Here is a 25,413-nt window from a genome sequence, read left to right as displayed (position 1 = left end):
TGGGTCTGGGCAGACTTGAACTGCCGACCTCACCCTTATCAGGGGTGCGCTCTAACCAACTGAGCTACAGACCCGTGCTTCTAACGACCTCTCGTTACTGCATCGGCTGGCCGACTTCACCCTCCTTTCCATTTAAGGTCAGGGGGTGCGCTCTAACCAACTGAGCTACAGACCCAAGAGGGTTCGTGCTTAAACCGTTTGCTCTATCACGTGATCAGGTAATTCATTGTGAGCGCTTACCGCGAGGATGATGCATCGTTTAAGGAGGTGATCCAGCCGCAGGTTCCCCTACGGCTACCTTGTTACGACTTCACCCCAGTCATGAACCACACCGTGGTGATCGCCCTCCAACGTTAGGCTAACCACTTCTGGTGCAGTCCACTCCCATGGTGTGACGGGCGGTGTGTACAAGGCCCGGGAACGTATTCACCGTGCCATTCTGATGCACGATTACTAGCGATTCCGACTTCACGGAGTCGAGTTGCAGACTCCGATCCGGACTGAGACCGGCTTTAAGGGATTCGCTGACTCTCGCGAGCTCGCAGCCCTTTGTACCGGCCATTGTAGCACGTGTGTAGCCCTACCCGTAAGGGCCATGATGACTTGACGTCGTCCCCACCTTCCTCCGGTTTGTCACCGGCAGTCTCCCTAGAGTTCCCGACCGAATCGCTGGCAAATAGGGACAAGGGTTGCGCTCGTTACGGGACTTAACCCAACATTTCACAACACGAGCTGACGACAGCCATGCAGCACCTGTCTCTGCGCTCCCGAAGGCACCAAGTGATCTCTCACAAGTTCGCAGGATGTCAAGGGTAGGTAAGGTTCTTCGCGTTGCATCGAATTAAACCACATGCTCCACCGCTTGTGCGGGCCCCCGTCAATTCATTTGAGTTTTAACCTTGCGGCCGTACTCCCCAGGCGGTCGACTTATCGCGTTAACTTCGCCACAAAGTGCGCTAGGCACCCAACGGCTGGTCGACATCGTTTACGGCGTGGACTACCAGGGTATCTAATCCTGTTTGCTACCCACGCTTTCGCACCTCAGTGTCAGTGTCAGTCCAGAAGGCCGCCTTCGCCACTGGTATTCCTCCCGATCTCTACGCATTTCACCGCTACACCGGGAATTCTACCTTCCTCTCCTGCACTCTAGCCTAATAGTTCCGGATGCCGTTCCCAGGTTGAGCCCGGGGCTTTCACAACCGGCTTATCAAGCCACCTACGCGCGCTTTACGCCCAGTAATTCCGATTAACGCTTGCACCCTCCGTATTACCGCGGCTGCTGGCACGGAGTTAGCCGGTGCTTCTTCTGCGAGTGATGTCTTTCCTGCCGGGTATTAACCGACAGGCGTTCTTCCTCGCTGAAAGTGCTTTACAACCCGAGGGCCTTCTTCACACACGCGGCATGGCTGGATCAGGGTTGCCCCCATTGTCCAATATTCCCCACTGCTGCCTCCCGTAGGAGTTCGGGCCGTGTCTCAGTCCCGATGTGGCTGATCATCCTCTCAGACCAGCTACGGATCGTCGCCTTGGTGAGCCATTACCTCACCAACCAGCTAATCCGGCATAGGCTCATCCAATAGCGGGAGCCKAAGCCCCCTTTCTCCCGTAGGACGTATGCGGTATTAGCCTGGGTTTCCCCAGGTTATCCCCCACTACCGGGTAGATTCCTATGCGTTACTCACCCGTCCGCCGCTCGTCAGCATCCAGCAAGCTGGACCTGTTACCGCTCGACTTGCATGTGTTAGGCCTGCCGCCAGCGTTCAATCTGAGCCATGATCAAACTCTTCAGTTTACAATCATTGTGATCCTTACTTGTCACCCGAAAGTAACAAAAGCGGATCAAACTTGGCTCAAGGTTTTCAAACGTTCTCTCAAGGTCCGAAGACCTTGGACGAGCCGCTTGCCTTGATAGTTGGTGATTTATCACCCTCATCGGCAAGCGCCCACATGAATTACCTGATCACATTATTAAAGAGCGTTTCGCTTGCGGGCCTCAAAACCTGACGTGGCCGCTGCTAAGCGAGGAAGACGTATTCTACGCACTTTCCAGTGTTTGTCAACGATTGTTTGGCAGAAGCGAAGGAAATGTTTAACTCAACTTTCCTTCCTGCTATTTGCCTAACCTACTGACAAACCGAGGTTTTTACACCTCATTCACCGCTGGCAACGCTGGGCGTCCCCGGCAGCGGATGCGTACTTTACGGCTTTGCTGACGAGGACGCAAGGGGTGTGCGGAAAAAATTAGCGCAGTGTCACACGGGCGTAACGTTTCTTGCCTGCCTGGATAACGTAAGCCTTGCCGGTGGACAGCATGGCGTCTTGCGCCACAACCTCGCCATCTACTTTGACGCTGCCATTTTTCAGCATGTCTTTGGCCTGGGCACTGTTCTTGGTTAACTCCGAACGGTTTAGCACAGCGGCAATCGGCGCATCGTCACTGCCTTCAAAATCAACCTCAACCTCGGGAAGATCTTCGGGCAACTCACCATCCGCCAACTGGTTGCCGGCAGATTTATGTGCATTGGCCGCGGCTTCATCTCCGTGGTAGCGCGCTATCAGCTCACGCGCCAACGCCATTTTGACATCGCGTGGGTTGGCACCCTGCTCAACGCTTTGCTTAAGCGCTTCGATTTCTTCGTTGGACTTCAGCGACAGTAAATCAAAATAGCGCCAGATCAAGGTATCCGGCATGGAAACCAGCTTATTGAACATGGAGCCGGGTGTTTCATCGACGCCAACATAATTACCCAGCGATTTGGACATCTTCTGCACACCGTCCAAACCTTCAAGTAGCGGCATGGTGATCACCACCTGCGGCTCCTGACCGAAATGCTTTTGGATCTCTCGCCCCATCAGCAGGTTGAACTTCTGGTCAGTACCGCCTAATTCGACATCCGCGTCTAACGCGACCGAGTCATAGCCCTGTACCAGCGGGTAGAGAAATTCGTGGATGGCGATCGACTGGTTGGCTTTGTAGCGTTTTTCAAAGTCATCGCGCTCGAGCATACGCGCAACAGTACTTTGCGCTGCCAGCTCGATCATCTTGGCGGCGGTTAGATCGCCAAACCATTCAGCGTTGAAGCGTACCTCGGTTTTATCGGGATCAAGGATTTTAAATACCTGTTCCCTGTAGGTATCGGCATTGGCTTTAACGTCAGCTTCGGTCAGCGGTTTGCGAGTCACGTTTTTACCGGTGGGATCTCCAATACGACCGGTGAAATCCCCGATGAGGAAGATAACGGTGTGCCCCAGATCCTGGAACTGGCGCATCTTGGTCAGCAGGACGCTGTGCCCTAGGTGTAGATCGGGGGCTGTAGGATCGAAACCTGCCTTGATACGCAGTGTACGGCCAGAGGCCAGCTTTTCGCGCAGCTCCTCCTCCAGCAGGATTTCGTGCGTCCCCCGCGACAGCAACGCTAGCGCCTGATCCACCTCACTCATTGCTTTATCTCCACGTAAGCATCGCCTTGTTGGCGTTCGAATAATAAATAGTGGGCGATGTTATCATGCTCACGGATATTGGTTGAGCCTTAACGCGCTTTGTATGGGTCGTCTTATGAAATCTGCACCACATTATTATATTGGCCTGATGTCGGGCACTAGCCTTGACGGCATCGATGCCGCTCTGGTGGCGATTGGCCGCGATACACCGCCACAACTGCTGGGCACCCTGGCTGCCGAAATGCCTGACACGCTGCATGAACAGCTGCTGCATCTTTGTCATGCACAAGAAGTGAGCTTTGCCGAGCTGGCCGCCGCGGAGGACGCCTTTTGCCGACTGCAAGCCGAGGCGGTGAAAGCCCTGCTAACCGCACAGCAACTTTCGCCTGAACAGATCCAGGCGGTAGGCAGCCATGGGCAGACCGTTGAGCACGCTCCAGACGGCCATAATGGAGGCCCGGCTTACACACTGCAATTGGATAACCCTAGCCTGCTGGCTGAGTTGACCGGCTGCACCGTTGTGGCTGATTTTCGACGACGCGATCTGGCAGCAGGCGGGCAGGCGGCACCGCTGGCACCAGCCTTTCATCAGGCGCTGTTTGGGCGCCAGGAAGGCGAACAGCTCATCTTGAATCTGGGCGGTTTTGCCAACCTGACGTGGCTGCCCAGCAACTCGAAAACGCCTGTGACCGGTTTCGATACGGGGCCTGCGAATGTGTTGCTGGATGCCTGGTTCTCAAAACACCAGGGCGGCCGTTTTGATCAGAATGGGGCCTGGGCTGCCAGCGGCAATGTGGACCCTGAGTTACTGGAACGGCTACTGGATGCCCCCTTTTTTCAACAGCCGCCACCGCGTAGCACGGGTCGAGAGCTATTTCATCTGCCATGGCTGGAACGTCATCTGGCCGGTCACGAAGCGCCTGATGATGTCCAGGCCACACTTGCCGAACTCACTGCGGTCAGTGTTGCACAAGGTATCCAGCAGTTGCCTTTCTCTCATCAGGGCGTCACGTTGATTACTTGCGGGGGCGGTGCGCATAACGCTGATCTGATGGCCAGGCTGGCCGCTCACTTGCCGTTTGCCACCTTTGCGTCACCGTCAAGCTACGGATGGCTTGAAGACTGGATCGAGGCAGGCGCCTTTGCCTGGCTGGCCCACCAGCGCCTGCACCAGCTACCCGGCAATCTGCCCTCGGTGACCGGTGCCAGAGGGCCGCGCGTCCTTGGCGGCGTCTACGCGCCCTAGGACATCAGCGTCACCATGCATCGTCGCGGTCGCGCAGATCCCAATGACTTGGAGCACGCTCATCCAGCGAACGCGACGTCGCCTCCCCTTGCAGCTTCAGCATGAGTCGCAAGTCATTGGCGGAGTCCGCGTGGGCAAGCGCTACCTCATGACTAATCTGTGATGCCTGGCAAAGATCGAAGAGTGCTTGATCAAACGTCTGCATGCCGTCATCACGCGACGCCGCCATGGCGGCTTTAATCTCGGCGACCCTGCCTTTACGAATCAGGTCGGCAATCCGTGACGACGGCAGCATGACTTCAACCGCCGCACAACGACCACCGTTCAGCCTGGGCAACAGCTGTTGAGCCACCACCGCGCGGAGATTGAGGGAGAGGTCCATCCATATCTGCTCATGACGCTCATGAGGAAAGAAGTGAATGATACGCTCCAACGCCTGATTGGCGTTGTTGGCGTGCAAGGTGGCCAGACAGAGATGCCCTGTTTCAGCGAACGTCAACGCATGTTCCATGGTTTCACGGCTGCGTATCTCACCGATCAAGATCACATCAGGGGCTTGGCGCAGGGTGTTCTTGAGCGCTACTTCAAATGACTCGGTATCAATCCCCACTTCACGCTGGTTAACGATGGCGCGCTTGTGCGGGTGCAGGTACTCGATCGGATCTTCAATGCTGATGATGTGCCCACCGATCGTTTCATTGCGCTCCTGCACCATCGACGCCAGGGTGGTGGATTTCCCGGTCCCCGTGCCCCCTACCACCAATACCAGCCCCCGTTTGGCATGGGCGAGCGAGGCAAGCACCGTGGGCACACCCAGGGTTTCCAGGGTGGGAATGTGCTGCTCAATACGGCGAATCACCATGGCGGGCTGATTTCGCTGCTGGAAGGCGCTAACGCGAAAGCGCCCTTTGTCTTCAAAACCCAGCGCAAAATTCGCCTCGCGCTGTTGGCTAAAACGCTCGCGCAGCCCTTCAGGCACGGTGTGCGTTACCAGCTCACTTACCTGATGTTCACTCAAGGGCCGTTGGCCAAGAGGAACCAGCCCGCTGGGCATCTTGAGGCTGGGTGGTGCCCCCGTTGAAATGAGTAGGTCTGAGGCTTGCTGCGTCACCATGATGTCCAACAGCTGATGCAACCACTGGCCAGGCGTCAGCGTTGAGGCGTCGTTGTTCGTCATCGATTACGCCTCCCGCGAAGAGAGGGTGCCTTTGGCCAGCGCCTGGGCATCTTCCATGCCGACATGACCGTCGTTGACCAGTTGCATCAGTGCGGCGTCCAACGTTTGCATACCCAGATTGCCGCCGGTTTGAATCGCCGAGAATATCTGCGCCACTTTGTCTTCACGAATCAGATTGCGCACCGCCGAGGTCGCGATCAGAATTTCATGGGCCGCCACACGGCCGCCCCCCTGGCGTTTCAACAGCGCCTGGGATACCACGGCCTGTAGCGACTCCGACAGCATCGAACGCACCATGGCCTTCTCTTCGCCGGGGAAGACATCAATAATCCGGTCAATGGTCTTGGCCGCTGAGGTGGTATGCAGCGTCCCGAGCACCAGGTGTCCGGTCTCTGCCGCTGTTAACGCCAGGCGGATGGTTTCCTGATCGCGCAGCTCTCCCACCAGAATCACATCCGGGTCTTCGCGCAGCGCACTGCGCAATGCCTCCGCAAAGCCATGCGTGTCACGATGGACTTCCCGCTGATTAATCAGGCAACGCTTGCTGGCATGCACAAACTCAACCGGGTCTTCGATGGTTAAAATGTGCTCAAAGCGATGATCGTTGATGTAATCGATCATGGCCGCGAGTGTGGTACTTTTTCCCGAACCGGTTGGCCCGGTCACCAACACCAGACCGCGCGGCAGCATTGAAAGGCGCTCGAACACTTCCCCCAGCCCCAGGGTCTTCATCGATAGCACCTGGTTGGGAATGGTGCGAAATACCGCTCCCGCACCGCGTGCCTGATTAAAGGCATTGACCCGAAAACGCGCCACGCCCGGCACTTCGAAAGAAAAGTCGACTTCAAGGTGTTCTTCGTAGTCGCGACGCTGGCGATCGTTCATGATGTCGTGAATCAACCGACGGACCTCACTGTTATCCATGGCGGGCACATTCAGCCGACGGATATCGCCATCAACCCGTATCATGGGCGGCAAGCCCGCGGATAAGTGGAGGTCTGAAGCATTCTGCTTTGCCGAGAATGCCAGCAGTTCGGTAATATCCATCTTTCTTCCCCAGCTGCGGTAAGGTGCTTGAGTATGACAGATAACGCGCTTCCAGCGTCACTAGCCCGCGCGCGTGAGCGACTAGAACGCGCGCTCATTGACGCTGACCGCCCCCTTGATGATGCCTCGCTGCTGGCCGTAAGCAAAACCAAACCGGCCTCGATGATTCGCCAGGCAAGCGCGCTGGGTCAGCGCGAGTTTGGTGAAAACTATCTGCAGGAGGCGTTGGAAAAACAGGAAGAACTGGCCGACCTGGACGACCTTGTGTGGCATTTTATTGGCCCTCTGCAATCGAACAAAACACGCGCTGTTGCGGAAAATTTCGCCTGGCTGCACACCATTGACCGCCTGAAAATTGCCAAGCGGCTTAGCGAACAACGACCCACCCACCTAGCCCCACTCAACGTTTGCTTACAGGTCAACATCAGCCGCGAGCCCTCAAAATCAGGCGTCATGCCAGAGGACGTGGAAGCCCTTGCCAAAGAGGTCGCAGCACTACCTGGCCTCAAGCTGCGAGGCCTGATGGCAATCCCTGCTCCGGCAGAAAGCCTGTCGGCCCAGCGTCAGCCTCTGAGCGAGATGCGCGAGCTTTTGTCGGCGTTGCAGAAGGCTCTGCCCGATGCGCCTCTCGATACGCTTTCCATGGGCATGAGCGACGATCTGGAAGCGGCTGTGCTGGAAGGTGCCACACTGGTACGTTTAGGGACGGCGATCTTTGGCGCGCGGGATACGACCTGAGAACCAACGAACTAAGCGGGAATGCCTTACCCCGACGAGTGACATAACACGGCTCAACGCCGCCTTTTTCAACAGAGGATACCCCCATGACGAACAAGATCACCTTCATTGGCGCAGGCAACATGGCAAGCGCCATCATTGGCGGCCTGATCGACAGCGGTGTCACGCCTGCCGACATCACTGCCACCGCGCCACGGGAAAGCGAACTGGACACGATTCGCACACGCCTCAATATTCAGACGCAAACCGATAACAACGCCGCCGCGAGTCAGGCCGACGTTCTGGTGCTGGCCGTTAAACCACAGATCATGCGCGACGTATGCGAAGCGCTTAGCGACACGGTTAAACAACGCAACCCTCTGGTCATTTCCATCGCCGCCGGCCTTGACGCGGCCACCATTGACCAATGGTTGGGCGGGGATAGCGCTGTGGTTCGCTGCATGCCGAATACACCGTCTTTGGTAGGACGCGGTGCCAGTGGCCTGTATGCTAATGCGCGGGTCAGCGATGCCCAGCGCGATGTCGCGACTCACCTAATGGAAGCGGTGGGTATCGTCGAATGGGTCGAGGAAGAAGCCTTGCTGGACGCGGTGACAGCGGTCTCCGGTAGCGCGCCGGCGTATTTTTTCCTGATGCTGGAAGCCATGGAAGACGCCGCCGTCAAGCTCGGCCTTCCCGCTGATACAGCGCGCCGCCTGGCGATTCAAACCGCGCTGGGTGCCGCCACCATGGCACAACAAAGCGATAAAGACCCGGCAACACTTAAACAGAATGTCATGTCGCCCGGTGGAACGACCGAACAAGCGATTCAACACATGGAAGATGCCCAGCTAAGGACGACAATCGCTGATGCGATGCAGGCCTGCGCCAAGCGCGCCCAAGCCATGTCCAAGGAACTGAGCGGCCACTAAACCAAGCGGATTTTATAGGAGAAACAGCCATGGGCAACGAATTGGGCAGCGCCGGGTTAATGCTGGTTAACTCGCTGATTAACATTTATCTGTTTTTACTCATGCTGCGATTTTTATTGCAGGCATCAAGGGCCGACTATTACAACCCCATGAGCCAGACAGTGGTCAAGATTACCCAGCCGGTCGTGGGCCTGTTCCAGGGCTTTCTAGGGCCGGTCGCCGGTCGCTTTGATCTTGCGACACTGGCGGCAGGGTTTGTCCTCAAGGTCCTCAGCATTATCGCCATTTTCATGGTCATCGGCGTTGGCATGCCGCCTGTTACAGGCCTGTTGATCGCTGGCATCGCCGCGCTGGCCAACGCCATCCTGAAGATTTACTTCTTCGCCTTGATCGTGATGATCATCCTAAGTTGGGTCGCCCCCAACGCTAGCCACCCAGGCGCGCTCTTGGTCATGCAGCTGGTGGAGCCCATCATGGCGCCGGTACGCAAAGTCATCCCGCCGCTAGGCATGATTGATTTATCTCCCATTGTGGTATTTATCGCCATTAATCTGGTGGATGGGCTACTGGTTGGCTCACTGATTCGCGCGGCCGGCATTTCCGGCGCCCTGGTCGGCCTGTAATCACTCGCAATGGCTTATTTACGACGACTGACTCAGCAGGACTAACGCTTTCGATGCCCGATTCAGACACGCTTGCTTTTGAAGACCGGCCGACGAATTCCGTCGGGCTGGTCACTCCGAATGTCGCCAAGTTCGACACACCGCTTTCGCTCGCCTGCGGCAAGGTACTGCCCGAGTATGAGTTGATTTACGAGACATACGGCACCCTTAACGCCGAACGAAGCAACGCGGTACTGATCTGTCATGCCCTGTCCGGCCACCATCATGCGGCGGGTTATCACAGTCAGGAAGACCGCAAACCCGGCTGGTGGGATGCCCACATCGGCCCCGGCAAACCTATCGACACCAACCGCTTTTTCGTCGTGTCCCTGAACAACCTGGGCGGCTGCCATGGCAGCACCGGTCCGGTGAGCCACAATCCCGACACCGGACGCCAGTGGGGACCCGACTTCCCCATGGTCACGGTGAGTGACTGGGTGGCCAGCCAGGCTCGCCTGGCCGATCAGTTGGGGATCGAGCGCTGGGCGGCAGCTGTGGGTGGCAGCCTGGGGGGTATGCAGGTGCTGGAATGGACAATGACCTACCCTGACCGGGTTGCCAATGCGGTGGTCATCGCCGCGACGCCACGCCTGTCAGCGCAGAACATCGCCTTCAATGAAGTCGCGCGACAGGCGATTCGCTCCGACCCGGATTTTTTTGACGGCTGGTACGCCGAACATAATACCGTGCCCAAGCGTGGGCTGAAGCTGGCTCGTATGGTGGGCCATATCACCTATCTTTCCGAAGACGCCATGGGCAGCAAGTTCGGCCGTGACCTGCGCAGCAACGACTTGAACTTCGGCTTCGGCGTCGAATTCCAGGTGGAGTCCTACCTGCGCTACCAGGGTGATACGTTTTCCACCGCTTTTGACGCCAATACCTACCTGCTGATGACCAAGGCACTGGATTACTTCGACCCGGCGGCCACGCAGGGCGGAGACCTCGCCAACGCCCTCTCCCCGGCTCAGTGTCCGTTCCTGATTGTCAGCTTCACGACTGACTGGCGCTTTCCGCCGCCACGCTCTCGGGAGTTGGTCGACGCCCTCACTCGTGCGGGCAAACCGGTGAGCTACGCCAATATCGACTCGCCCCATGGCCACGACGCTTTCTTGTTACCCGAACCACGCTACGAAGCAGTATTCGGCGCCTTCATGAACCGCGCGGCCCGCGAGCTTAACCTCGCTCATCCGGATGCAGAGGAGACACCATGATGCGCGCTGATCTGGAACTGATTTATGACTGGGTCCCCGAAGGCGCGCACGTGCTGGACCTGGCCTGCGGTGATGGCGTACTGCTCGAAGCGCTGGCCCAGCACAAAGGCGTGACCGGCTATGGGCTCGAAATCGATCACGACGGCATTACCGGCTGCGTAGCCCGCGGCGTCAACGTCATCGAGCATAACCTTGACGATGGCCTGGGTAGCTTCTGCGACAACAGCTACGATCAGGTGATCATGACCCAGGCCCTGCAGGCCTTGCGTCGCCCCGATAAAATGCTCGATGAAATGCTGCGCGTTGCCGAAGAGGGCATCATCACGTTTCCCAACTTTGCCTATTGGCGTCACCGCATTCATCTGGGCCTGCGGGGCTACATGCCGGTCTCGAAGTCGCTGCCTCACGCCTGGTACGACACCCCCAATATTCATCTCTCCACCTTCAACGACTTTGAGCACCTGTGCCGTGAAAAAGGCATGGTGATTGTGGATCGCGCCGTGGGCGTGGGTGACCACCGTGGGCATTGGACTTCCCGGCTATGGCCCAACCTGTTCGGTGAAATCGCCATTTTCCGCGTTCGCCGTCGCTAGCGAATCTGGCCAGCGTATCGGCAAGGGCCGCGATAAACGCACGAACGTGGGGCTTGCCGCAGCCCGCTGCACCTCAATCCCGTACGCCAACACCTCGACCCCTGCTTGCGCCGCCTCACCCAGCGCCGCGGCATAAGCAGGGTCGATATGCGCCGCGGGCGCCACGTCACAGATGCCTTCATGGGCGACACAAAACAGCAGCACCGCCCGCTCGCCCTGCTCGGCCAGCGCCTGTAGCGCACGCAGATGCCGGGTGCCTCGTACGCTGACCGAGTCGGGGAAATAGCCATGGCCATCAGACTCTCTCAGCGTCACCTGCTTTACTTCGATGTAAGCATTACCAAGCTTAGGGTCATCCAGGCGAAAGTCGAGCCGTGCATCGGTTATTTTCACCTCGCGCTTGAGGGTTTGATAGCCAGCCAGCGGCGCGATATCGCCCGCCTCGATGGCCGCCTCCACAATGCGGTTGGCACGCCCGGTATGCACCGAAGCCAGTGCCACCGTGCCATCCGGCTGCGGCAGCTCGATCCACTCCCAGGTCCAGGCCAGCTTGCGTTTCGGGTTATCGCTTGGCGACAGCCATACGCGGCAACCGGGCACATTGACCGCCTTCATCGAGCCTGTGTTGGGACAATGGGCGACGACGTCCCGGCCATCATCCAGGCGCACATCGGCCAGAAAGCGCTTGTAGCGCCGCAGCAAGGTACCGGGCACCAAGCCCTGGCAGGCAAGGCTCATAGACGGCTCACAAAGCGGGTGATGCGCTCCACGGCGTCTTCCAGCCGCTCGACGTCGTTGGTAAAGGCAATACGCACATGATGCTCGCCGCCCTGAACGGCAAAGTCGATACCCGGGGTGATCGCCACGTTCTCCTCACGCAGAAGCCGTTCGCAAAAATCCTGGCTGTCACGACTATAGCGGGAGATGTCCAGCCACAGATAAAACGCCCCCTGGGGCGGCAAATCCGGCGCCAGCCCTAATTGCGCCAGGCCCTCAAGCAATACCTGACGGCGCTGCTTGAGCGTCGTCCGCCGAGTCTCGAGAATATCGCGACACTCGGGGGTAAAGGCAGCCAATGCTGCGTGCTGGGAAAGCGTGGGAGCGGCAAGAAACACGTTCTGGGCAAGCCTGGTGAGCGGCTCGATCGCGTGTTCAGGGGCCACCAGCCAGCCCAGGCGCCAGCCTGTCATGCCGAAGTATTTGGAAAAGCTGTTGACCACAAAGGCGTCGCTAGACAACGACGTTGCCGAAAGAGGCGCGTCGTCGTAATTCAGCCCCTGATAGATCTCGTCGACCAGCACCTCGCCACCACGCTCGGACACCGCCTTGAATACCGATTGCAAGGCATCGGCACTCAACGTATGACCGGTCGGATTGGAGGGGGATGCCAACATCGCCAGCCGCGTATTGGTTTGCCAGTGCCGCTTGACCAGCGCAGCGTCCAACTGCCAGCCGCTTTCACGACCAACCGGGATAGCATCGACGTCGGCACCGGCCAGGGCCATGAAATGACGATTACACGGATAGTTGGGATCGGCCATCATTACCCGGTCGCCTGTCTCGACCAATAGTTGACTGGCCAACAACAATGCCCCCGATGCGCCAGGGGTGACCAGAATCCGCGCGGGGTCCACCGAGGCATTGAAGTGCTCCGCGTAATGGCCGGCAATGGCCTCGCGCAATGCGGGCAGGCCAGCGGCAGGCGTGTAGCGGGTTTTGCCAGTCGCCAATGCTTGCTGGCCCGCGGTCACCACCGGCGCAGGGGTAGCGAAATCCGGCTCCCCTACTTCAAGGTGAATCACATCATGGCCCGCTGCCTCACGCGCCTGAGCCATTTCCAGTAGATGCATCACACGAAAAGGTGCGACATGATTCACGCGTGAATTCCAGGCCATAGTGGCTCCTTACCTAGCGGTAGTAAAAACATGAGCTTGGTCGCACTGAAGGCAAGTTCATGATAGAAAGCGCCCTATTATGCTTGCAACGCAGCCAATTTTCAGCTAAACAAGCATCCCTTTGGCGTGAGATCGTGACACACGCTCATGGTCGATCAGTAGTCACATACGTAGGGGGCACTCCCATGCCAGTAGCGGAAAAAAAACCGGAAGCGTCCAAGCCCTTCACACCGTATGAGCCGGCAACGGGTGAAGAATATATGAATGACCAACAGCTGGCGCACTTCCGCCAGCTGCTGTTGGATTGGAAACAGGACCTCATGGAAGAGGTGGACCGTACCGTACGCCACCTGCAGGAAGATGCTAACAACTACGCCGATCCGGCTGATCGGGCGACCCAGGAAGAAGGCTTCAGCCTTGAGCTGCGCACTCGGGATCGCGAGCGTAAGCTGCTCAAGAAAATTAACGAAACCATCGAAAAGATCGACGAAGACGATTACGGCTTCTGCGAAGCCTGCGGCGTCGAGATTGGTATTCGCCGTCTTGAAGCGCGCCCGACCGCCACGCTATGCGTCGACTGCAAGACCCTGGCCGAGCTCAAGGAGAAGCAACTCGGCGGTTAAGCCAGGAACAATCGACCTGTATGCTATTGTGGAATGCGGGCACCCTGTGGTGCCCGTTTTGGTTTCTGGAAGACGTTGATGACGCAACCACTTCGCTACCGAGGACGTTTTGCCCCCACGCCGTCAGGGCCGCTACACTTCGGCTCGCTGGTGGCGGCCCTGGGCAGTTACCTGGACGCCCGCGCGGCGGGCGGCGATTGGCTGGTACGCATTGAAGATATCGACCCACCCCGCTGCCCACCAGGCACTGACAGCACCATTCTGCACCAGTTGGAAACGTTTGGGCTTCATTGGGACGAGACCGTTCGCTGGCAGCATGACCGCCACGCTGCCTATCAGCAGGCGCTCGATACGCTGGCCGATCAGGGGCTGGCCTACCCTTGCAGCTGTTCGCGCAAACAATGGCAGGCATATCCGGTATACCCCGGCTGGTGTCGCACAGGGCTGAGTGACCCCGCCCAGCCAGTCGCCTGGCGGCTGCGCAGCGATCTGGGCAAGCGCCCGATCCAATGGCACGACCGCCTGTTTGGCTGGCAGCAATTAGACCCTGAAACCCTGGGGGACGTCATCCTCAAGCGCAAAGATGCTCTCTGGGCATATCAACTGGCGGTGGTGGTCGACGACGCCGAGCAGGGCATAACGGACGTTGTCAGAGGCTTTGACCTGCTCGACAACACGCCCTGGCAGCGCCAGCTGCAAGTGGCACTGGCATTTCCCGAGCCACGTTACCTGCATTTGCCGTTGGTGGTGACATCGCAGGGCCAGAAGCTTTCCAAGCAGAACCTTGCACCTGCGCTGGCCGACGAGCCGCACGCCGTACGCCAGCAGCTGTTTCGGGCGCTGCAGGCACTTGACCAGGCGCCGCCCGATGACCTTTCCCAAGCACCGGTGACAACGCAGTTAGACTGGGCGGTGACGCATTGGTCGGTCGAACAACTGTCACCGTCAGCACAGCGCGAACTGCCACAGGAGCCCTGACATGTACGTTTACCGCATCATGCTGTTTCTGGTGTTTGGCGGCTATCTGCTCTCCCCCTTGCTGATGGATGGCTGGAGCGACCCGAGCGTGGCCTGGTATCGGCCCTTTGTTATCTGGGGTGGGCTGATCGCCCTGACTCTGTGGCTCGATCAGAAGAGGAAACTGGATGAGCGTTGAGGTTCTTGGCGCGCTGTTTCTCGGCCTGGGCTATCTCGCCCTTCTGCTGGGCTGTGCCCTGGCGGTGGAACGGGGCTGGATACCGTTGCGCATCAGCCGTCACCCTGCCGTCTACACCCTGGCACTGGGCGTTTATGCCAGCGCCTGGGCAATTTATGGCAGCGTCGAACTAGCGGCTAATGTCGGCTTTGGCTATCTCGCCTACTACCTGGGGGCCGCCGGTGCCTTTCTGCTTGCCCCGGTGTTGTTGGTCCCCATTCAGCGGATCACTCGCACCTACCAACTCGCCTCCCTGGCGGACCTGTTCGCCTTTCGTTTTCGCTCCCGCTGGGCGGGCACCCTGGTAACCTTGGTCAGCCTGCTCGCGGTATTGCCCTTACTGGGCATTCAGGTCAAAACCATGAGCGAGGCGGTCAATCTTTTCACCCAGAGCCAGGCTGGTCCTGTCGTGGCACTGGCATTTTGCACGGCCATCGCCGCTTTAGCGGTGATGCTAGGGGCGCGACATAGTCATGTGCATAGCCGTCACAACAGCCTGTTGAGCACCATTGCGATCGAGTCGGTCGTCAAACTGCTGGCCATGCTGGGGCTGGGTGCCGTGGCATTGTGGCTGGTGTTCAGCGGCCCTGGCGACTTGCAGGCATGGCTCGAAGGCCCCGGCTACCTTGCCCAGGCACACACAGCGCGTTTTGATCCCGCCCAATGGCGCACCCTGCTGCTGTTGTTTTTTGCCGCCGCCTTCATGATGCCGCACCTGTTTCATATCACCTTTGCGGAAAGCCTGTCACCGCAAACCCTGCTGCAGGCAAGCTGGACCTTGCCGTTATTTTTACTGCTGATGGCGTTGCCTGTCCCCCTTATCTGGTGGGCTGCGCAGTCGGTCAACGAGACACTCCCCATCACCGCCTACGCCGCCTATGCATTGAGCGAGCACTGGTGGGTCGGTGCGCTGGCGTTTATCGGCGGCTTGGCTGCCGCCAGCGGCACCATGATGCTGATCGCGCTGGCACTCTCGGGCATGGTGCTTAACCACATCGTATTGGTGGCAAGGCCCCCCGAAGCACGTAGCGACTTGTATGGCTGGCTGCTATGGCTGCGCCGGGGGCTGGTGATCGGGGTTATTTTAAGCGGTTGGCTGTTTTATCAGTGGATTGGCCGTCATCACCCGCTGACCAGCCTGGGGCTCGCCGCCTTCATCGGCATGGCCCAGTGTTTGCCAGGCATGCTGGCACTGCTCTACTGGCCGGGTGCCAACCGCAAGGGCATGGTGGCTGGCCTGATCGGTGGCGTTGGCGTCTGGCTCTGGGGGCTATGGCTGCCCCTGGTGGCGGGCTATACCCCACCCACCCTGCCATTGACACCGCTGACACCCACGGATGCGCCCATCTGGTATAGCGTCACCTTGCTGTCTCAATCGCTCAACATCCTGCTGCTGATTGTCGTTTCGCTGTTCACTCGCACCTCGGAAGGTGAAAAATCGGCGGCCGAAGCCTGCTCGGTGGATGCGGTCATTCGCTCGAAACGCCTGCCGCTGGAAGCCGCCACAGCGAGTGACTTCTCCGCCCACCTGGCCCAGGCACTGGGCGATGACGCCGCCCACCGTGAAGTCGACCGCGCGCTCAAGGCACTCAACCTGACTCACCAGGAACGCCGCCCCTACGCACTGCGCCGCTTGCGCGACCGTATCCAGGCAAACCTTTCCGGCTTGATGGGTCCTTCAGTGGCGCGCGACATCGTCGACCGTTACCTGCCCTACCGGCACGACGATGCGCCGATTACCGATGACATCCATTTCGTGGAAAGCCGCCTGGAAGCCTATCGCTCGCGGCTCACGGGGCTGGCCCGGGAACTCGACGGCCTGCGCCGCCACCATCGTCAAACGCTGGCTTACCTGCCCGTCGGGCTTTGCGTCCTCGGCGACGACGAAGAGCTGGTCATGTGGAATCAAGCGCTTTCCCAGCTGTCCGGCATCAGCGGTGAAAGCGTGATCGGCTCGCGCCGGGACAGCTTGCCCGCCCCCTGGCCATGGCTGCTGGGTAGCGTGCTCAACGAGGGGCCGTCACCGTTGTATAAACAAGCGGTAAGGCTCCATGATAAAGACTACTTCCTGACCCTGCATAAAGCCGACCTGAGCGGTAATGACAGCCGTGGTGGCAGCGTCATTCTGGTGGAAGATCACACCGAGATGAAGTGGCTGGAGGATGAACTGGTTCACGCCGCCCGCCTCGCCTCCATCGGCCAATTGGCAGCGGGTGTTGCCCATGAGATAGGCAACCCGATCACCGGCATCTCGTCGTTGGCGCAAAACCTGCTTTATGACACTCAGGATCCCGCCTTGCTGGAAACCGCCGACCATATTCAGCAGTTGACCGAACGGGTGACCAAGATCGTCAATTCGCTGGTCGGCTTTGCCCATGCCGGGCGCGACTCGCCCGGCATGCCGCGCTCGCCTGTCGTGCTTAGAACGATCACCGACGATGCCTTGCACTTGATCCACCTGGCCCGCTCGGGCGAGGATGTCATCTTTACCAATGCGTGTGCGGAAGAGCTGGTGGTGCAAGGTGATGCCCAGCGCTTGACCCAGGTGATGGTGAATCTAATGGGCAACGCACGGGATGCCTGCAGCCCCGAGGGCAGCGTGCACATTACGGCCGACAGGCAGGATGATCAGGCATGGTGGTGTATTACCGACGATGGTCTGGGTATTGACCCCAAGGTACGTGACCACCTGTTCGAGCCCTTCACTACCACCAAAGCGGCCGGTGAAGGCACCGGTCTTGGGTTATCACTGGCCTACCAAATTATCAATGAGCATCACGGCAGAATAGAGGTGGCGTCGCCACCGCCCGGAACATCTCGCGGCACGGCCATTACCTTGTGGCTACCGCTTTTCCAACAGGATGATCAGCTGCCCCATGTCTAGGATTCTGATTGTTGAAGATGAAGCCATTATCCGCAGTGCGCTCAGGCGTCTGCTCGAGCGTCACGACTACGAGGTCAGCGAAGCGGGCAGTGCTGAAGAGGCCGAGACGTTTGAGCTGGTCGGCTTTGATCTGATTATCAGCGACCTGCGCCTGCCCGGTGAGCCGGGCACCCGCCTGATCCAGGCCGCCGCCCCGGCGCCGGTTCTGATCATGACCAGCTATGCCAGCATGCGCTCAGCGGTCGACTCCCTCAAACAGGGCGCTGTGGATTACGTTGCTAAACCGTTTGACCACGCAGAGCTTTTGGAAACCGTTGCACGGATTCTGCACCAGCAGTCAATGCAACACAGCCCGCCCCCCGCCATCACCGATGACGGAGGTGGCCGCCAAACCATGATCGGCAACTGCGTGGCCATGCAGCAGGTCTATACCCGCATTCGCAAAACCGCCCCCGCCGATGTCACGGTGCTCATTCTGGGGGAGTCCGGCACCGGCAAGGAACTCGTCGCCCGGGCCCTGCACCAACAAAGCAAACGGGCCAAGGCCCCACTGATATGCGTCAACTGCGCGGCTATCCCGGAGACGCTGATCGAGTCAGAGCTGTTTGGTCATGAGAAAGGGGCCTTTACCGGCGCCAGCGCCGCGCGTACCGGGCTGGTCGAAGCCGCCGACGGCGGCACGTTATTTCTGGACGAAATTGGCGAGCTCCCCCTCGACGCTCAAGCACGGCTGCTGCGCGTACTCCAGGAAGGCGAAATTCGCAAAATCGGATCGGTGGAAACCCGCCATGTCGATGTCCGCCTGATCGCCGCGACCCATCGCGACCTTCGTGCGCTCTCCAAGAGTGGCGAATTTCGCCTGGACCTGTATTACCGACTGAACGTCATGCAGATAGAGCTGCCGCCGTTGCGTGAGCGTGAGGACGATGTGCTGGAAATCGCCGACATCCTGCTCGACAAGGCCTGCAAGCGCCACGAACGCCAAGGGCTGCGCTTATCCCGGGCGGCGCGCCATGAGCTGCGTGACTACCCCTGGCCCGGCAACGTGCGTGAGCTGGAAAATGCCCTGGAACGCGGCGTCATTCTGGCCGAAGGCCATTTGATCCACCCCGATGACCTGGGACTGGCCCCCGTTTCGCATCGCCCGACACCAGCGGCTAGCTCCCCTCCGTCAGCCGCCAGCGCCGACACGATTCAATCCGGCACCGAAGAAGATGACCTGTCATTGGAAGACTATTTCCAACACTTTGTACTTGAGCATCAGGACCAGATGAGCGAGACCGAGCTGGCACAGAAGTTGGGGATCAGCCGCAAAAACCTATGGGAGCGACGCCAGCGGCTGGGCATACCGCGCAAGAAGACGGCACGCCGCCCTACCTGAACAGCTCAACCGCACCTACAACTAACGTCTAATACACTGATTTACCAAAGAAATATCCACGGAATTCGTTACCCGCATACTGTTACCTTCCCACACGAAAGACCGCTCAAAGCGGGTAACACTTATTTCCCACGATCGATCCCTGGCATAGCGGAAAATTTCAACCTGCTGAATTTTCGGAATTATTCTACGAGTGGCACGGCGAGTGCAATATAACTGGGTAAGAAAAACAAACTGGGCAACGCGGTAAGTCGTCAACAAAAACAACATGACACCGCCCAGACCTGAGCCAAAACAAAAACAACACGGCCAGGCAGAGATAACGGTACTAACAAAAACAACAGGCTTGTATCTCGTTACTTGCTTGCGCTAAGAAAAATAAGCGCTAGACACAACAACAACATACGGCAAGTGCCCAAAAATGGACGCGACGTACACCTGAAAGACTGCGCCCTAACAAGAACAACAGTAGTCAGTGTGTACACCCCGGACCCAACAACAACTCGCCGGGGGATGAAAAGTTCGCGGTTGGATTATTGTTTTGAATACGAGGCGGTCGGAATCCACGTGATTGCCACGCCTACCGACTGCGGTGCGTATTCAGGGCGATGTGCCATCATGAAGAAAAACAGCAGCAACGGACGCTGATTGTCGCTTTTACAGGGGAGGCCTTATTAGCCTCCCCTTTCTGCGTTTAGCGGTCTGCGTTTAGCGGTTTTGCTCATGCCACAACCCTGCCAAGGCTTTGCAAGCCTCTAGCGGTCGGCTACACTCAGCGACTCGTCGCTTACATTAGGGCCATTTTTTCGATATCCTGCGAGTCGATTCCGCCGCATGCTTAAAGGATTTACCCGTTTATTACTCAGTCCGGGAGAGCAATTGAAATCTCTGCTCGAACCCCAACAGGGCGCGTCAGGCGCGCTTAGCCCACGCATTATACCTCGCTCCGAGCACCCCGTTTCTCGTCAGCAGATCAGTGATGCTGCCCTGAAGGTGCTGTACCGCCTCAATGGCGCCGGTTTTGAGGCCTATCTGGTGGGCGGCTGCATTCGCGACGCCCTGCTTGGCAAGATGCCCAAGGATTTCGACGTTGCTACCAATGCAACACCCGAGCAGGTGCGCGATCTTTTTCGCAATTCGCGCCTGATCGGGCGACGTTTTCGTATTGTGCACGTGCGCTTTGGTCGAGAAGTTATCGAGGTCACGACCTTCCGCGGCAAACCCCAGGACGAGCACGGCGACCATATCGCCCAGCAATCTGACGACGGCCTTCTGCTGCGTGACAATGTATGGGGCAATATCGAAGAAGATGCCCTGCGGCGCGATTTCACCGTGAATGCGCTGTATTACAACATCGCCGACTTCACCATCCATGACTTTGCCAACGGGGCCAAGGATATTGAGGCGCGGACGCTTCGCTTGATTGGAGACCCCGCCACGCGCTACCGCGAGGATCCTGTTCGCATGCTGCGGGCAGTGCGGTTTGCCGCCAAGCTGGGCTTTACGATTGATGCCGACACCGAAACGCCCATGTACGATCTGGCGCCGCTGCTGTTGAACATTCCCCCGGCACGGCTGTTCGATGAAGCGCTCAAGCTCTTCATGTCGGGTCACGGACTAGTGACCTTCAGGATGCTAAGCCATTATGGGTTGTTTGGCATGCTGTTCCCCGAGGCCGAAGAAGCCATGGCGGATGCGGCATGGGCAGAAGATTTGATTGAAAAGGCGCTTGCCAACACCGACAAGCGTATTGCCGAAGACCGCCCCGTTACACCCGCTTTCTTGCTGGCGGCGTTCTTATGGGCCCCGGTTGCCCACCGCCAGGCAGAGCTTGAAAGTGAAGGCATGCCGTCCATTCCCGCGCTACAAGCGGCCGCTCAGCAGGTCGTGACTCGACAGCTACAGCACATCTCCATCCCCAAACGTTTTGGCATGCCGATGCGCGATATCTGGGAGCTTCAGGGGCGCTTACCCCTGCGCCGGGGTAAAAAAGCGTTCCAGACCCGCGAACACCCCCGCTTCCGTGCCGCTTATGACCTGCTGCTGCTGCGCGAACAGGCAGGGGAAATCCCGAGAGGGCTGGGCGAATGGTGGAACGCCTTCCAGACTGGCGACGAGCACGATCAACGCCGACTATTGCAGAAGGTGGGCGGCGATCCTGCCAGCCAGGGCGACCGCCGCCGCAAACGGCGACGCAAACCGCGTAAAAGCGAAGAGTAACACACATGTCGTTTGCCTATATCGGCCTGGGAAGCAATCTGGATAACCCCACCGACCAGATTCGCCAGGCGCTTGGCGAGCTTGCCCGTCTACCGCTAAGCGACATGGTCGGTGCCTCTTCGCTGTATGCCACTCCCCCTCTGGGCCCCCAGGATCAACCCGATTTTATTAACGCCGTCGCCGCGCTTCAAACATCACTGTCGCCACTTGCGCTCCTTGACCAACTGCAGGCACTGGAACAGCATCATCGCCGCCAGAGGCGTCGTCACTGGGGGCCTCGTACCCTCGATCTAGACCTGCTGCTTTATGACCAGTTAGCACTCGACACCCCCCGCCTCAAGCTGCCCCACTTGCATATGCACGTACGCGCCTTTGTCCTTGTACCGCTCTACGAGCTAGCCCCCGGGTTAAGTCTTCATCAGCGTCCACTTGGCGACTGGCTTGCCAAGCTCGATAGCGCACCGATACGCCGACTCATGGATACCGATGTCACCCCGACTGCTACCATCTGACACAAATCTCGACACCAAGGCCGCATTCAGGTAACAATTGCCGGTTACGCCACTCAGCGTCCGCCGTCAGGCGGCGTTAACACTGGCCGAACGCCAATGTCGCGTCGGCCTCACGTAGAAACATGAGAGCACGCCATGAAAACCGTCACCCTGAGCACGCTACAGGCGCACAAGCGCGCCGGTGAGACGTTCAGTTGCCTGACCGCTTATGATGCCTCCTTTGCCCACGCCGCCAGCCACGCAGGTATTGACGTGTTATTGGTGGGCGATTCGCTGGGCATGGTCCTGCAGGGCCATAACAGCACCCTGCCGGTGACCATTGACGACATCTGTTACCACACCCGCTGCACGGCCCGTGGCAAAGGCCATAGCCTGCTGATGGTCGACCTGCCCTTCATGAGCAATGCCACCACCGAGCGCTTGCTGGAAGACGCCGCCGCCTTGATGCGCGCCGGTGCCGAGCTCGTCAAGGTAGAGGGCGAAGCCTGGATGGCCGACGGCATACGCGAGCTGACTCGCCGCGGTGTCCCTGTCTGCGCGCATCTGGGGCTGACACCGCAGACGGTCTATCAACTTGGCGGCTATAAGGTACAAGGCCGCGAAGCCGCCCAGGCAGAACAGATCATTAATGATGCCAAAATCCTCGTTGAGGCGGGCGCATCGATCATTTTACTGGAGTGCGTGCCCGCGAGTCTGGGCAAGGCGGTGACGGAAGCGCTGGATGTGCCGGTGATCGGTATTGGCGCTGGTCCGGATACCGACGGCCAGATCCTGGTGATGCACGACGTTCTCGGCGTTACCCATGGCCGCACGCCACGCTTCGTGAAAAATTTCATGACCGACGCTGACAGCATTCAGTCGGCGTTTCAGCACTACCACGAGGCGGTCAAAACCCGGACGTTCCCCGCGCCGGAACACTGCTTCTAAACGATGTTCCAATGGGAACGTATTAGCACAATGCCCGTGAACGACGACAAGACTGCTATGCATACTTTGCGAGACATCTCCGAGCTACGCCATACGCTGCGTGAGCACCGATTACGCGGCCAACGGATTGCCCTGGTACCCACCATGGGCAACCTGCATGCCGGGCACCTGGCCCTGGTGGCCCGCGCCCGAGCGAACGCCGACGTGGTGGTCGCCAGTCTGTTCGTCAACCCGATGCAGTTTGGCCCCGGCGAAGACCTGGACGCCTACCCCCGTACCTTCGAGGCGGACCAGGCACAGCTGACCGAGGCAGGCTGCGATGTGCTGTTCAGCCCGACCATCAGCGCGCTGTACCCTAATGGTTTAACCGCCCAGACCCGTGTGCATGTGCCCGAGATGGGAGAAGGCCTGTGTGGCAGCTCCCGGCCTGGGCACTTTGACGGCGTTTCGACCGTGGTCAGCATGCTGTTTAACCTGGTGCAGCCCGATGTAGCCTTTTTTGGCCAAAAGGACTACCAGCAGCTTGCGGTGATTCGTAAGCTGGCCAGCGACCTGCACATGCCCATCGAGATTATCGGCGTGCCCATTGTGCGCGCTGAGGATGGACTTGCGTTGTCCTCTCGTAACGGTTATTTGAGCCAGGAGGAGCGGGCGATTGCCCCCGCGCTCTACCAAACCCTCTGCAAGTTGCGCGATGCATTAGAGGGCGGCGAATCTGTCGAACGAGTACTACACGGAGGTCACACGGCCCTGTATGATGCGGGTTTTACGCCGGACTACCTGGAGCTGCGTGACACCATGCTTGGCCCAGTAACCCCCTCGACACGCCACGCCGTTCTGCTAGCCGCCGCCCATCTCGGCCCGGCTCGGCTTATCGACAACCTCAGCGTCCAATTGCCGGCTGCAACTGACGCTGGCCGCTAGCTTTGTTATCTAGGAGTTTCCATGCACACGATTATGCTCAAAGCCAAATTGCATATGGCCCGCGTGACCCACGCGGTACTCAACTACGAAGGCTCCTGTGCCATCGACGGCGATCTGCTGGACATGGCGGGCATCCGCGAGAACGAACAGATCCAGATCTATAACGTGGAAAATGGCGAACGCTTCACCACTTACGCCATCCGCGGTGAAGAGGGCTCCCGATTGATCTCGATCAACGGCGCCGCCGCCCATCTTGCCGCTCCGGGGCATCGCATCATCATCTGCAGCTATGCGCATTACTCGGAAGCCGAGCTGGATAACCATCAGCCAGCGCTGGTGTATCTTCAGGAAGGCAACCACGTCAGCCACACCAGCAATGCGATTCCCGTCCAGCTTGCCTAGCAGAAACGATGATTGACGGGCCACAAGTTGGCCCGTTTTCATTTGGATCAAAAAGCGTATTGCCGCCAGCCACATCCTTCCCCTATGCTGAGACAAGACCTTCGCTGAGACGATAACGGTTACAACAACGCTCAATACAAACGCTGGCGTTTTTTCAACGGCGTTACTTAGACCAGGAGTCTGTTATGCAAGAAGTAGTCATTGTGGCGGCACGCCGCACCGCTGTAGGCGCTTTTGGAGGGTCACTCGCCGGCATTCCCGCGAGTGACCTGGGCGCACTCGTCATCAAAGACATTCTTTCATCAACGGGCGTTGCCGCCGACCAGGTCGATGAAGTCCTGCTCGGTCAAGTGCTAACCGCCGGTGTGGGCCAAAACCCTGCCCGTCAGGCGTCGATCAAGGCCGGTCTTCCCGAGGCTGTACCGGCCATGACCATCAACAAGGTCTGCGGTTCGGGCCTTAAAGCCCTGCACCTCGCCACTCAGGCGATTCGCTGCGGTGATGCCGAGCTGATTCTGGCCGGTGGGCAGGAGAACATGTCGGCGTCTCCCCACGTGCTGCCCAACTCGCGCAACGGACAGCGCATGGGTGACTGGAAAGCGATTGACTCCATGGTGCATGACGGCCTGTGGGATGCCTTCAACAACTACCATATGGGCATCACCGCCGAAAACCTGGCCGAGAAGTACGGCATTACCCGTGAAGCCATGGATGAATTCGCCGCCGCGTCGCAGCAGAAAGCCGCGGCCGCCATTAAAGAGGGCAGGTTCAAAAGCCAGATCGTGCCGGTGGAAGTTCCCCAGCGCAAAGGCGACCCGATGGTGTTTGATACCGACGAAAACCCACGCGAAGTCACCGCCGAGAAACTGGGCGGCATGCGCCCCGCGTTCAAGAAAGACGGCACCGTGACAGCAGGCAACGCCTCGGCGCTCAACGACGGCGCGGCGGTGGTGATGATCTGCTCGGCGGAAAAAGCCAAGCAGCTCGGCCTGGAGCCGCTCGCCCGGATCGCCGGTTACGCCAATGCCGGTGTCGACCCGGCAATCATGGGTATCGGCCCGGCACCGGCCACCCGCCGCTGTCTGGAGAAAGCCGGTTGGAGCCTCGACGACCTGGATCTGGTGGAAGCCAACGAAGCCTTTGCTGCCCAGGCACTTTCGGTCAACAAGGAACTCGGTTGGGACACCAACAAGGTCAACGTCAATGGCGGCGCAATTGCCCTGGGCCACCCCATCGGCGCCTCCGGCTGCCGCGTTTTCGTGACGCTGCTCCACGAGATGATCGCCCGCGACTCGAAAAAAGGCTTGGCGACGCTGTGTATCGGCGGCGGTCAGGGGGTTGCGCTGGCAATTGAGCGAAGCTAGCTAGCGAGAATTGCCTAAGCGACAGACGTATCGCCTCTCATGCCCCCGCATCAGCGGGGG

22 protein-coding genes, 1 tRNA gene and 1 rRNA gene are annotated in these 25,413 nt (G+C 58.8%); 17 read left to right on the top strand and 7 right to left on the bottom strand.

Annotation, left to right across the window (positions count from 1 at the left end; all coding sequences use genetic code 11):
- The 3 genes from B7L15_RS17430 to tyrS form a co-directional block, all read right to left on the bottom strand.
- Positions 1-74 (bottom strand) — tRNA-Ile (locus B7L15_RS17430).
- Positions 75-260: 186 nt separating this feature from the next.
- Positions 261-1,792: ribosomal RNA gene (locus tag B7L15_RS17425) — 16S ribosomal RNA — on the bottom strand.
- A 449-nt stretch (positions 1,793-2,241) separates the two neighbouring features.
- On the bottom strand, positions 2,242-3,441 hold the full coding sequence (gene tyrS / locus B7L15_RS17420) for a tyrosine--tRNA ligase (RefSeq protein ID WP_085920180.1): 1,200 nt from the start codon (positions 3,439-3,441) through the stop codon (positions 2,242-2,244).
- Positions 3,442-3,556: 115 nt separating this feature from the next.
- Between tyrS and B7L15_RS17415 the strand changes: the two genes are divergently transcribed.
- Entirely contained in the window at positions 3,557-4,687 is a 1,131-nt protein-coding gene (locus B7L15_RS17415) for an anhydro-N-acetylmuramic acid kinase (protein WP_085920184.1), read from the top strand.
- A 10-nt stretch (positions 4,688-4,697) separates the two neighbouring features.
- Here the strand turns inward: B7L15_RS17415 and B7L15_RS17410 are convergent, their stop codons facing one another.
- Entirely contained in the window at positions 4,698-5,864 is a 1,167-nt protein-coding gene (locus B7L15_RS17410) for a PilT/PilU family type 4a pilus ATPase (protein ID WP_085920179.1), read from the bottom strand.
- A 3-nt stretch (positions 5,865-5,867) separates the two neighbouring features.
- On the bottom strand, positions 5,868-6,911 hold the full coding sequence (locus tag B7L15_RS17405; protein ID WP_085920178.1) for a type IV pilus twitching motility protein PilT: 1,044 nt from the start codon (positions 6,909-6,911) through the stop codon (positions 5,868-5,870).
- Positions 6,912-6,944: 33 nt separating this feature from the next.
- Here B7L15_RS17405 and B7L15_RS17400 point away from each other — a divergent pair, with 33 nt between their 5' ends.
- From B7L15_RS17400 to metW, 5 genes are all read left to right on the top strand, one after another.
- Positions 6,945-7,649: a YggS family pyridoxal phosphate-dependent enzyme gene (locus tag B7L15_RS17400; RefSeq protein WP_085920177.1), complete on the top strand. Its 705-nt coding sequence runs from the start codon at positions 6,945-6,947 to the stop codon at positions 7,647-7,649.
- A gap of 86 nt (positions 7,650-7,735) precedes the next feature.
- The gene (proC, locus tag B7L15_RS17395) at positions 7,736-8,560 is read left to right on the top strand and encodes a pyrroline-5-carboxylate reductase (protein ID WP_085920176.1); all 825 of its coding nucleotides are present in this window, start codon (positions 7,736-7,738) and stop codon (positions 8,558-8,560) included.
- 29 nt (positions 8,561-8,589) lie between these two features.
- Positions 8,590-9,183 (top strand): YggT family protein, encoded by a 594-nt coding sequence (locus tag B7L15_RS17390; RefSeq protein ID WP_085920175.1) that lies wholly within the window; start codon positions 8,590-8,592, stop codon positions 9,181-9,183.
- Positions 9,184-9,236: 53 nt separating this feature from the next.
- Entirely contained in the window at positions 9,237-10,433 is a 1,197-nt protein-coding gene (gene metX / locus B7L15_RS17385) for a homoserine O-succinyltransferase MetX (protein WP_085920174.1), read from the top strand.
- Positions 10,433-11,026: a methionine biosynthesis protein MetW gene (gene metW, locus B7L15_RS17380; RefSeq protein ID WP_066316286.1), complete on the top strand. Its 594-nt coding sequence runs from the start codon at positions 10,433-10,435 to the stop codon at positions 11,024-11,026. Before metX ends, metW begins: the two co-directional genes overlap by 1 nt.
- On the opposite strand, the gene sfsA is transcribed toward metW, so the two are convergent.
- Both sfsA and B7L15_RS17370 read right to left on the bottom strand, forming a co-directional pair.
- Entirely contained in the window at positions 10,973-11,764 is a 792-nt protein-coding gene (sfsA, locus tag B7L15_RS17375; RefSeq protein ID WP_085920173.1) for a DNA/RNA nuclease SfsA, read from the bottom strand. The two genes, metW and sfsA, sit on opposite strands and share 54 nt — an antisense overlap.
- On the bottom strand, positions 11,761-12,921 hold the full coding sequence (locus B7L15_RS17370; RefSeq protein ID WP_085920172.1) for an aminotransferase class I/II-fold pyridoxal phosphate-dependent enzyme: 1,161 nt from the start codon (positions 12,919-12,921) through the stop codon (positions 11,761-11,763). Before B7L15_RS17370 ends, sfsA begins: the two co-directional genes overlap by 4 nt.
- Before the next feature lie 185 nt (positions 12,922-13,106).
- On the opposite strand from B7L15_RS17370, the gene dksA reads away from it, so the two are divergent.
- The 11 genes from dksA to B7L15_RS17320 all read left to right on the top strand — a co-directional run bounded on the left by dksA (position 13,107) and on the right by B7L15_RS17320 (position 25,353).
- On the top strand, positions 13,107-13,544 hold the full coding sequence (gene dksA / locus B7L15_RS17365; RefSeq protein WP_066316091.1) for an RNA polymerase-binding protein DksA: 438 nt from the start codon (positions 13,107-13,109) through the stop codon (positions 13,542-13,544).
- 78 nt (positions 13,545-13,622) lie between these two features.
- A complete protein-coding gene (gene gluQRS, locus B7L15_RS17360; protein WP_085920171.1) occupies positions 13,623-14,522 on the top strand; it encodes a tRNA glutamyl-Q(34) synthetase GluQRS in 900 nt (299 codons plus the stop codon).
- Position 14,523: 1 nt separating this feature from the next.
- Entirely contained in the window at positions 14,524-14,700 is a 177-nt protein-coding gene (locus tag B7L15_RS19620) for a hypothetical protein (RefSeq protein WP_176243723.1), read from the top strand.
- Positions 14,690-17,623, top strand: coding sequence for an ATP-binding protein (locus B7L15_RS17355; RefSeq protein ID WP_085920170.1), 2,934 nt, complete (start codon positions 14,690-14,692; stop codon positions 17,621-17,623). The genes B7L15_RS19620 and B7L15_RS17355 overlap by 11 nt, the downstream gene beginning before the upstream one ends.
- Positions 17,616-19,004 (top strand): sigma-54-dependent transcriptional regulator, encoded by a 1,389-nt coding sequence (locus B7L15_RS17350; protein WP_085920169.1) that lies wholly within the window; start codon positions 17,616-17,618, stop codon positions 19,002-19,004. The genes B7L15_RS17355 and B7L15_RS17350 overlap by 8 nt, the downstream gene beginning before the upstream one ends.
- An 834-nt stretch (positions 19,005-19,838) precedes the next feature.
- Entirely contained in the window at positions 19,839-21,224 is a 1,386-nt protein-coding gene (gene pcnB, locus B7L15_RS17345; RefSeq protein WP_085920168.1) for a polynucleotide adenylyltransferase PcnB, read from the top strand.
- Positions 21,225-21,229: 5 nt separating this feature from the next.
- Positions 21,230-21,736 carry a 2-amino-4-hydroxy-6-hydroxymethyldihydropteridine diphosphokinase gene (folK, locus tag B7L15_RS17340; RefSeq protein ID WP_085920167.1) on the top strand — a complete coding sequence of 169 codons (507 nt, stop codon included), beginning with the start codon at positions 21,230-21,232 and terminating at the stop codon, positions 21,734-21,736.
- Between the two features lie 135 nt (positions 21,737-21,871).
- Entirely contained in the window at positions 21,872-22,663 is a 792-nt protein-coding gene (gene panB / locus B7L15_RS17335; RefSeq protein ID WP_085920166.1) for a 3-methyl-2-oxobutanoate hydroxymethyltransferase, read from the top strand.
- A gap of 57 nt (positions 22,664-22,720) precedes the next feature.
- Positions 22,721-23,587, top strand: coding sequence for a pantoate--beta-alanine ligase (gene panC / locus B7L15_RS17330; protein ID WP_085920183.1), 867 nt, complete (start codon positions 22,721-22,723; stop codon positions 23,585-23,587).
- 21 nt (positions 23,588-23,608) lie between these two features.
- Positions 23,609-23,989: an aspartate 1-decarboxylase gene (gene panD, locus B7L15_RS17325; protein WP_027337660.1), complete on the top strand. Its 381-nt coding sequence runs from the start codon at positions 23,609-23,611 to the stop codon at positions 23,987-23,989.
- Between the two features lie 185 nt (positions 23,990-24,174).
- Positions 24,175-25,353, top strand: a complete 1,179-nt coding sequence (locus B7L15_RS17320; protein WP_085920165.1) for an acetyl-CoA C-acetyltransferase — start codon at positions 24,175-24,177, stop codon at positions 25,351-25,353.
- The last annotated feature ends 60 nt before the right edge of the window (positions 25,354-25,413 follow it).

Origin of the sequence: Halomonas sp. CSM-2 (assembly GCF_002119345.1) — a bacterium.
Lineage (GTDB): Bacteria > Pseudomonadota > Gammaproteobacteria > Pseudomonadales > Halomonadaceae > Vreelandella > Vreelandella janggokensis.
The sequence above is the reverse complement of the archived record's forward strand: the minus strand, read 5'-3'. Positions and strand labels throughout refer to the sequence as shown.

Excerpts from the sequence above, each read along its gene's own strand:
- metX (WP_085920174.1), top strand. The coding sequence starts at position 9,237 with ATGCCCGATTCAGACACGCTTGCTTTTGAAGACCGGCCGACGAATTCC.
- gluQRS (WP_085920171.1), top strand. The coding sequence starts at position 13,623 with ATGACGCAACCACTTCGCTACCGAGGACGTTTTGCCCCCACGCCGTCA.
- panB (WP_085920166.1), top strand. The coding sequence starts at position 21,872 with ATGAAAACCGTCACCCTGAGCACGCTACAGGCGCACAAGCGCGCCGGT.
- B7L15_RS19620 (WP_176243723.1), top strand. The coding sequence starts at position 14,524 with ATGTACGTTTACCGCATCATGCTGTTTCTGGTGTTTGGCGGCTATCTG.
- B7L15_RS17350 (WP_085920169.1), top strand. The coding sequence starts at position 17,616 with ATGTCTAGGATTCTGATTGTTGAAGATGAAGCCATTATCCGCAGTGCG.
- tyrS (WP_085920180.1), bottom strand. The coding sequence starts at position 3,441 with ATGAGTGAGGTGGATCAGGCGCTAGCGTTGCTGTCGCGGGGGACGCAC.
- B7L15_RS17370 (WP_085920172.1), bottom strand. The coding sequence starts at position 12,921 with ATGGCCTGGAATTCACGCGTGAATCATGTCGCACCTTTTCGTGTGATG.
- panC (WP_085920183.1), top strand. The coding sequence starts at position 22,721 with ATGCATACTTTGCGAGACATCTCCGAGCTACGCCATACGCTGCGTGAG.
- proC (WP_085920176.1), top strand. The coding sequence starts at position 7,736 with ATGACGAACAAGATCACCTTCATTGGCGCAGGCAACATGGCAAGCGCC.
- B7L15_RS17390 (WP_085920175.1), top strand. The coding sequence starts at position 8,590 with ATGGGCAACGAATTGGGCAGCGCCGGGTTAATGCTGGTTAACTCGCTG.
- dksA (WP_066316091.1), top strand. The coding sequence starts at position 13,107 with ATGCCAGTAGCGGAAAAAAAACCGGAAGCGTCCAAGCCCTTCACACCG.
- pcnB (WP_085920168.1), top strand. The coding sequence starts at position 19,839 with ATGCTTAAAGGATTTACCCGTTTATTACTCAGTCCGGGAGAGCAATTG.
- B7L15_RS17405 (WP_085920178.1), bottom strand. The coding sequence starts at position 6,911 with ATGGATATTACCGAACTGCTGGCATTCTCGGCAAAGCAGAATGCTTCA.
- panD (WP_027337660.1), top strand. The coding sequence starts at position 23,609 with ATGCACACGATTATGCTCAAAGCCAAATTGCATATGGCCCGCGTGACC.
- B7L15_RS17400 (WP_085920177.1), top strand. The coding sequence starts at position 6,945 with ATGACAGATAACGCGCTTCCAGCGTCACTAGCCCGCGCGCGTGAGCGA.
- sfsA (WP_085920173.1), bottom strand. The coding sequence starts at position 11,764 with ATGAGCCTTGCCTGCCAGGGCTTGGTGCCCGGTACCTTGCTGCGGCGC.
- B7L15_RS17410 (WP_085920179.1), bottom strand. The coding sequence starts at position 5,864 with ATGACGAACAACGACGCCTCAACGCTGACGCCTGGCCAGTGGTTGCAT.
- B7L15_RS17320 (WP_085920165.1), top strand. The coding sequence starts at position 24,175 with ATGCAAGAAGTAGTCATTGTGGCGGCACGCCGCACCGCTGTAGGCGCT.
- folK (WP_085920167.1), top strand. The coding sequence starts at position 21,230 with ATGTCGTTTGCCTATATCGGCCTGGGAAGCAATCTGGATAACCCCACC.
- metW (WP_066316286.1), top strand. The coding sequence starts at position 10,433 with ATGCGCGCTGATCTGGAACTGATTTATGACTGGGTCCCCGAAGGCGCG.
- B7L15_RS17355 (WP_085920170.1), top strand. The coding sequence starts at position 14,690 with ATGAGCGTTGAGGTTCTTGGCGCGCTGTTTCTCGGCCTGGGCTATCTC.
- B7L15_RS17415 (WP_085920184.1), top strand. The coding sequence starts at position 3,557 with ATGAAATCTGCACCACATTATTATATTGGCCTGATGTCGGGCACTAGC.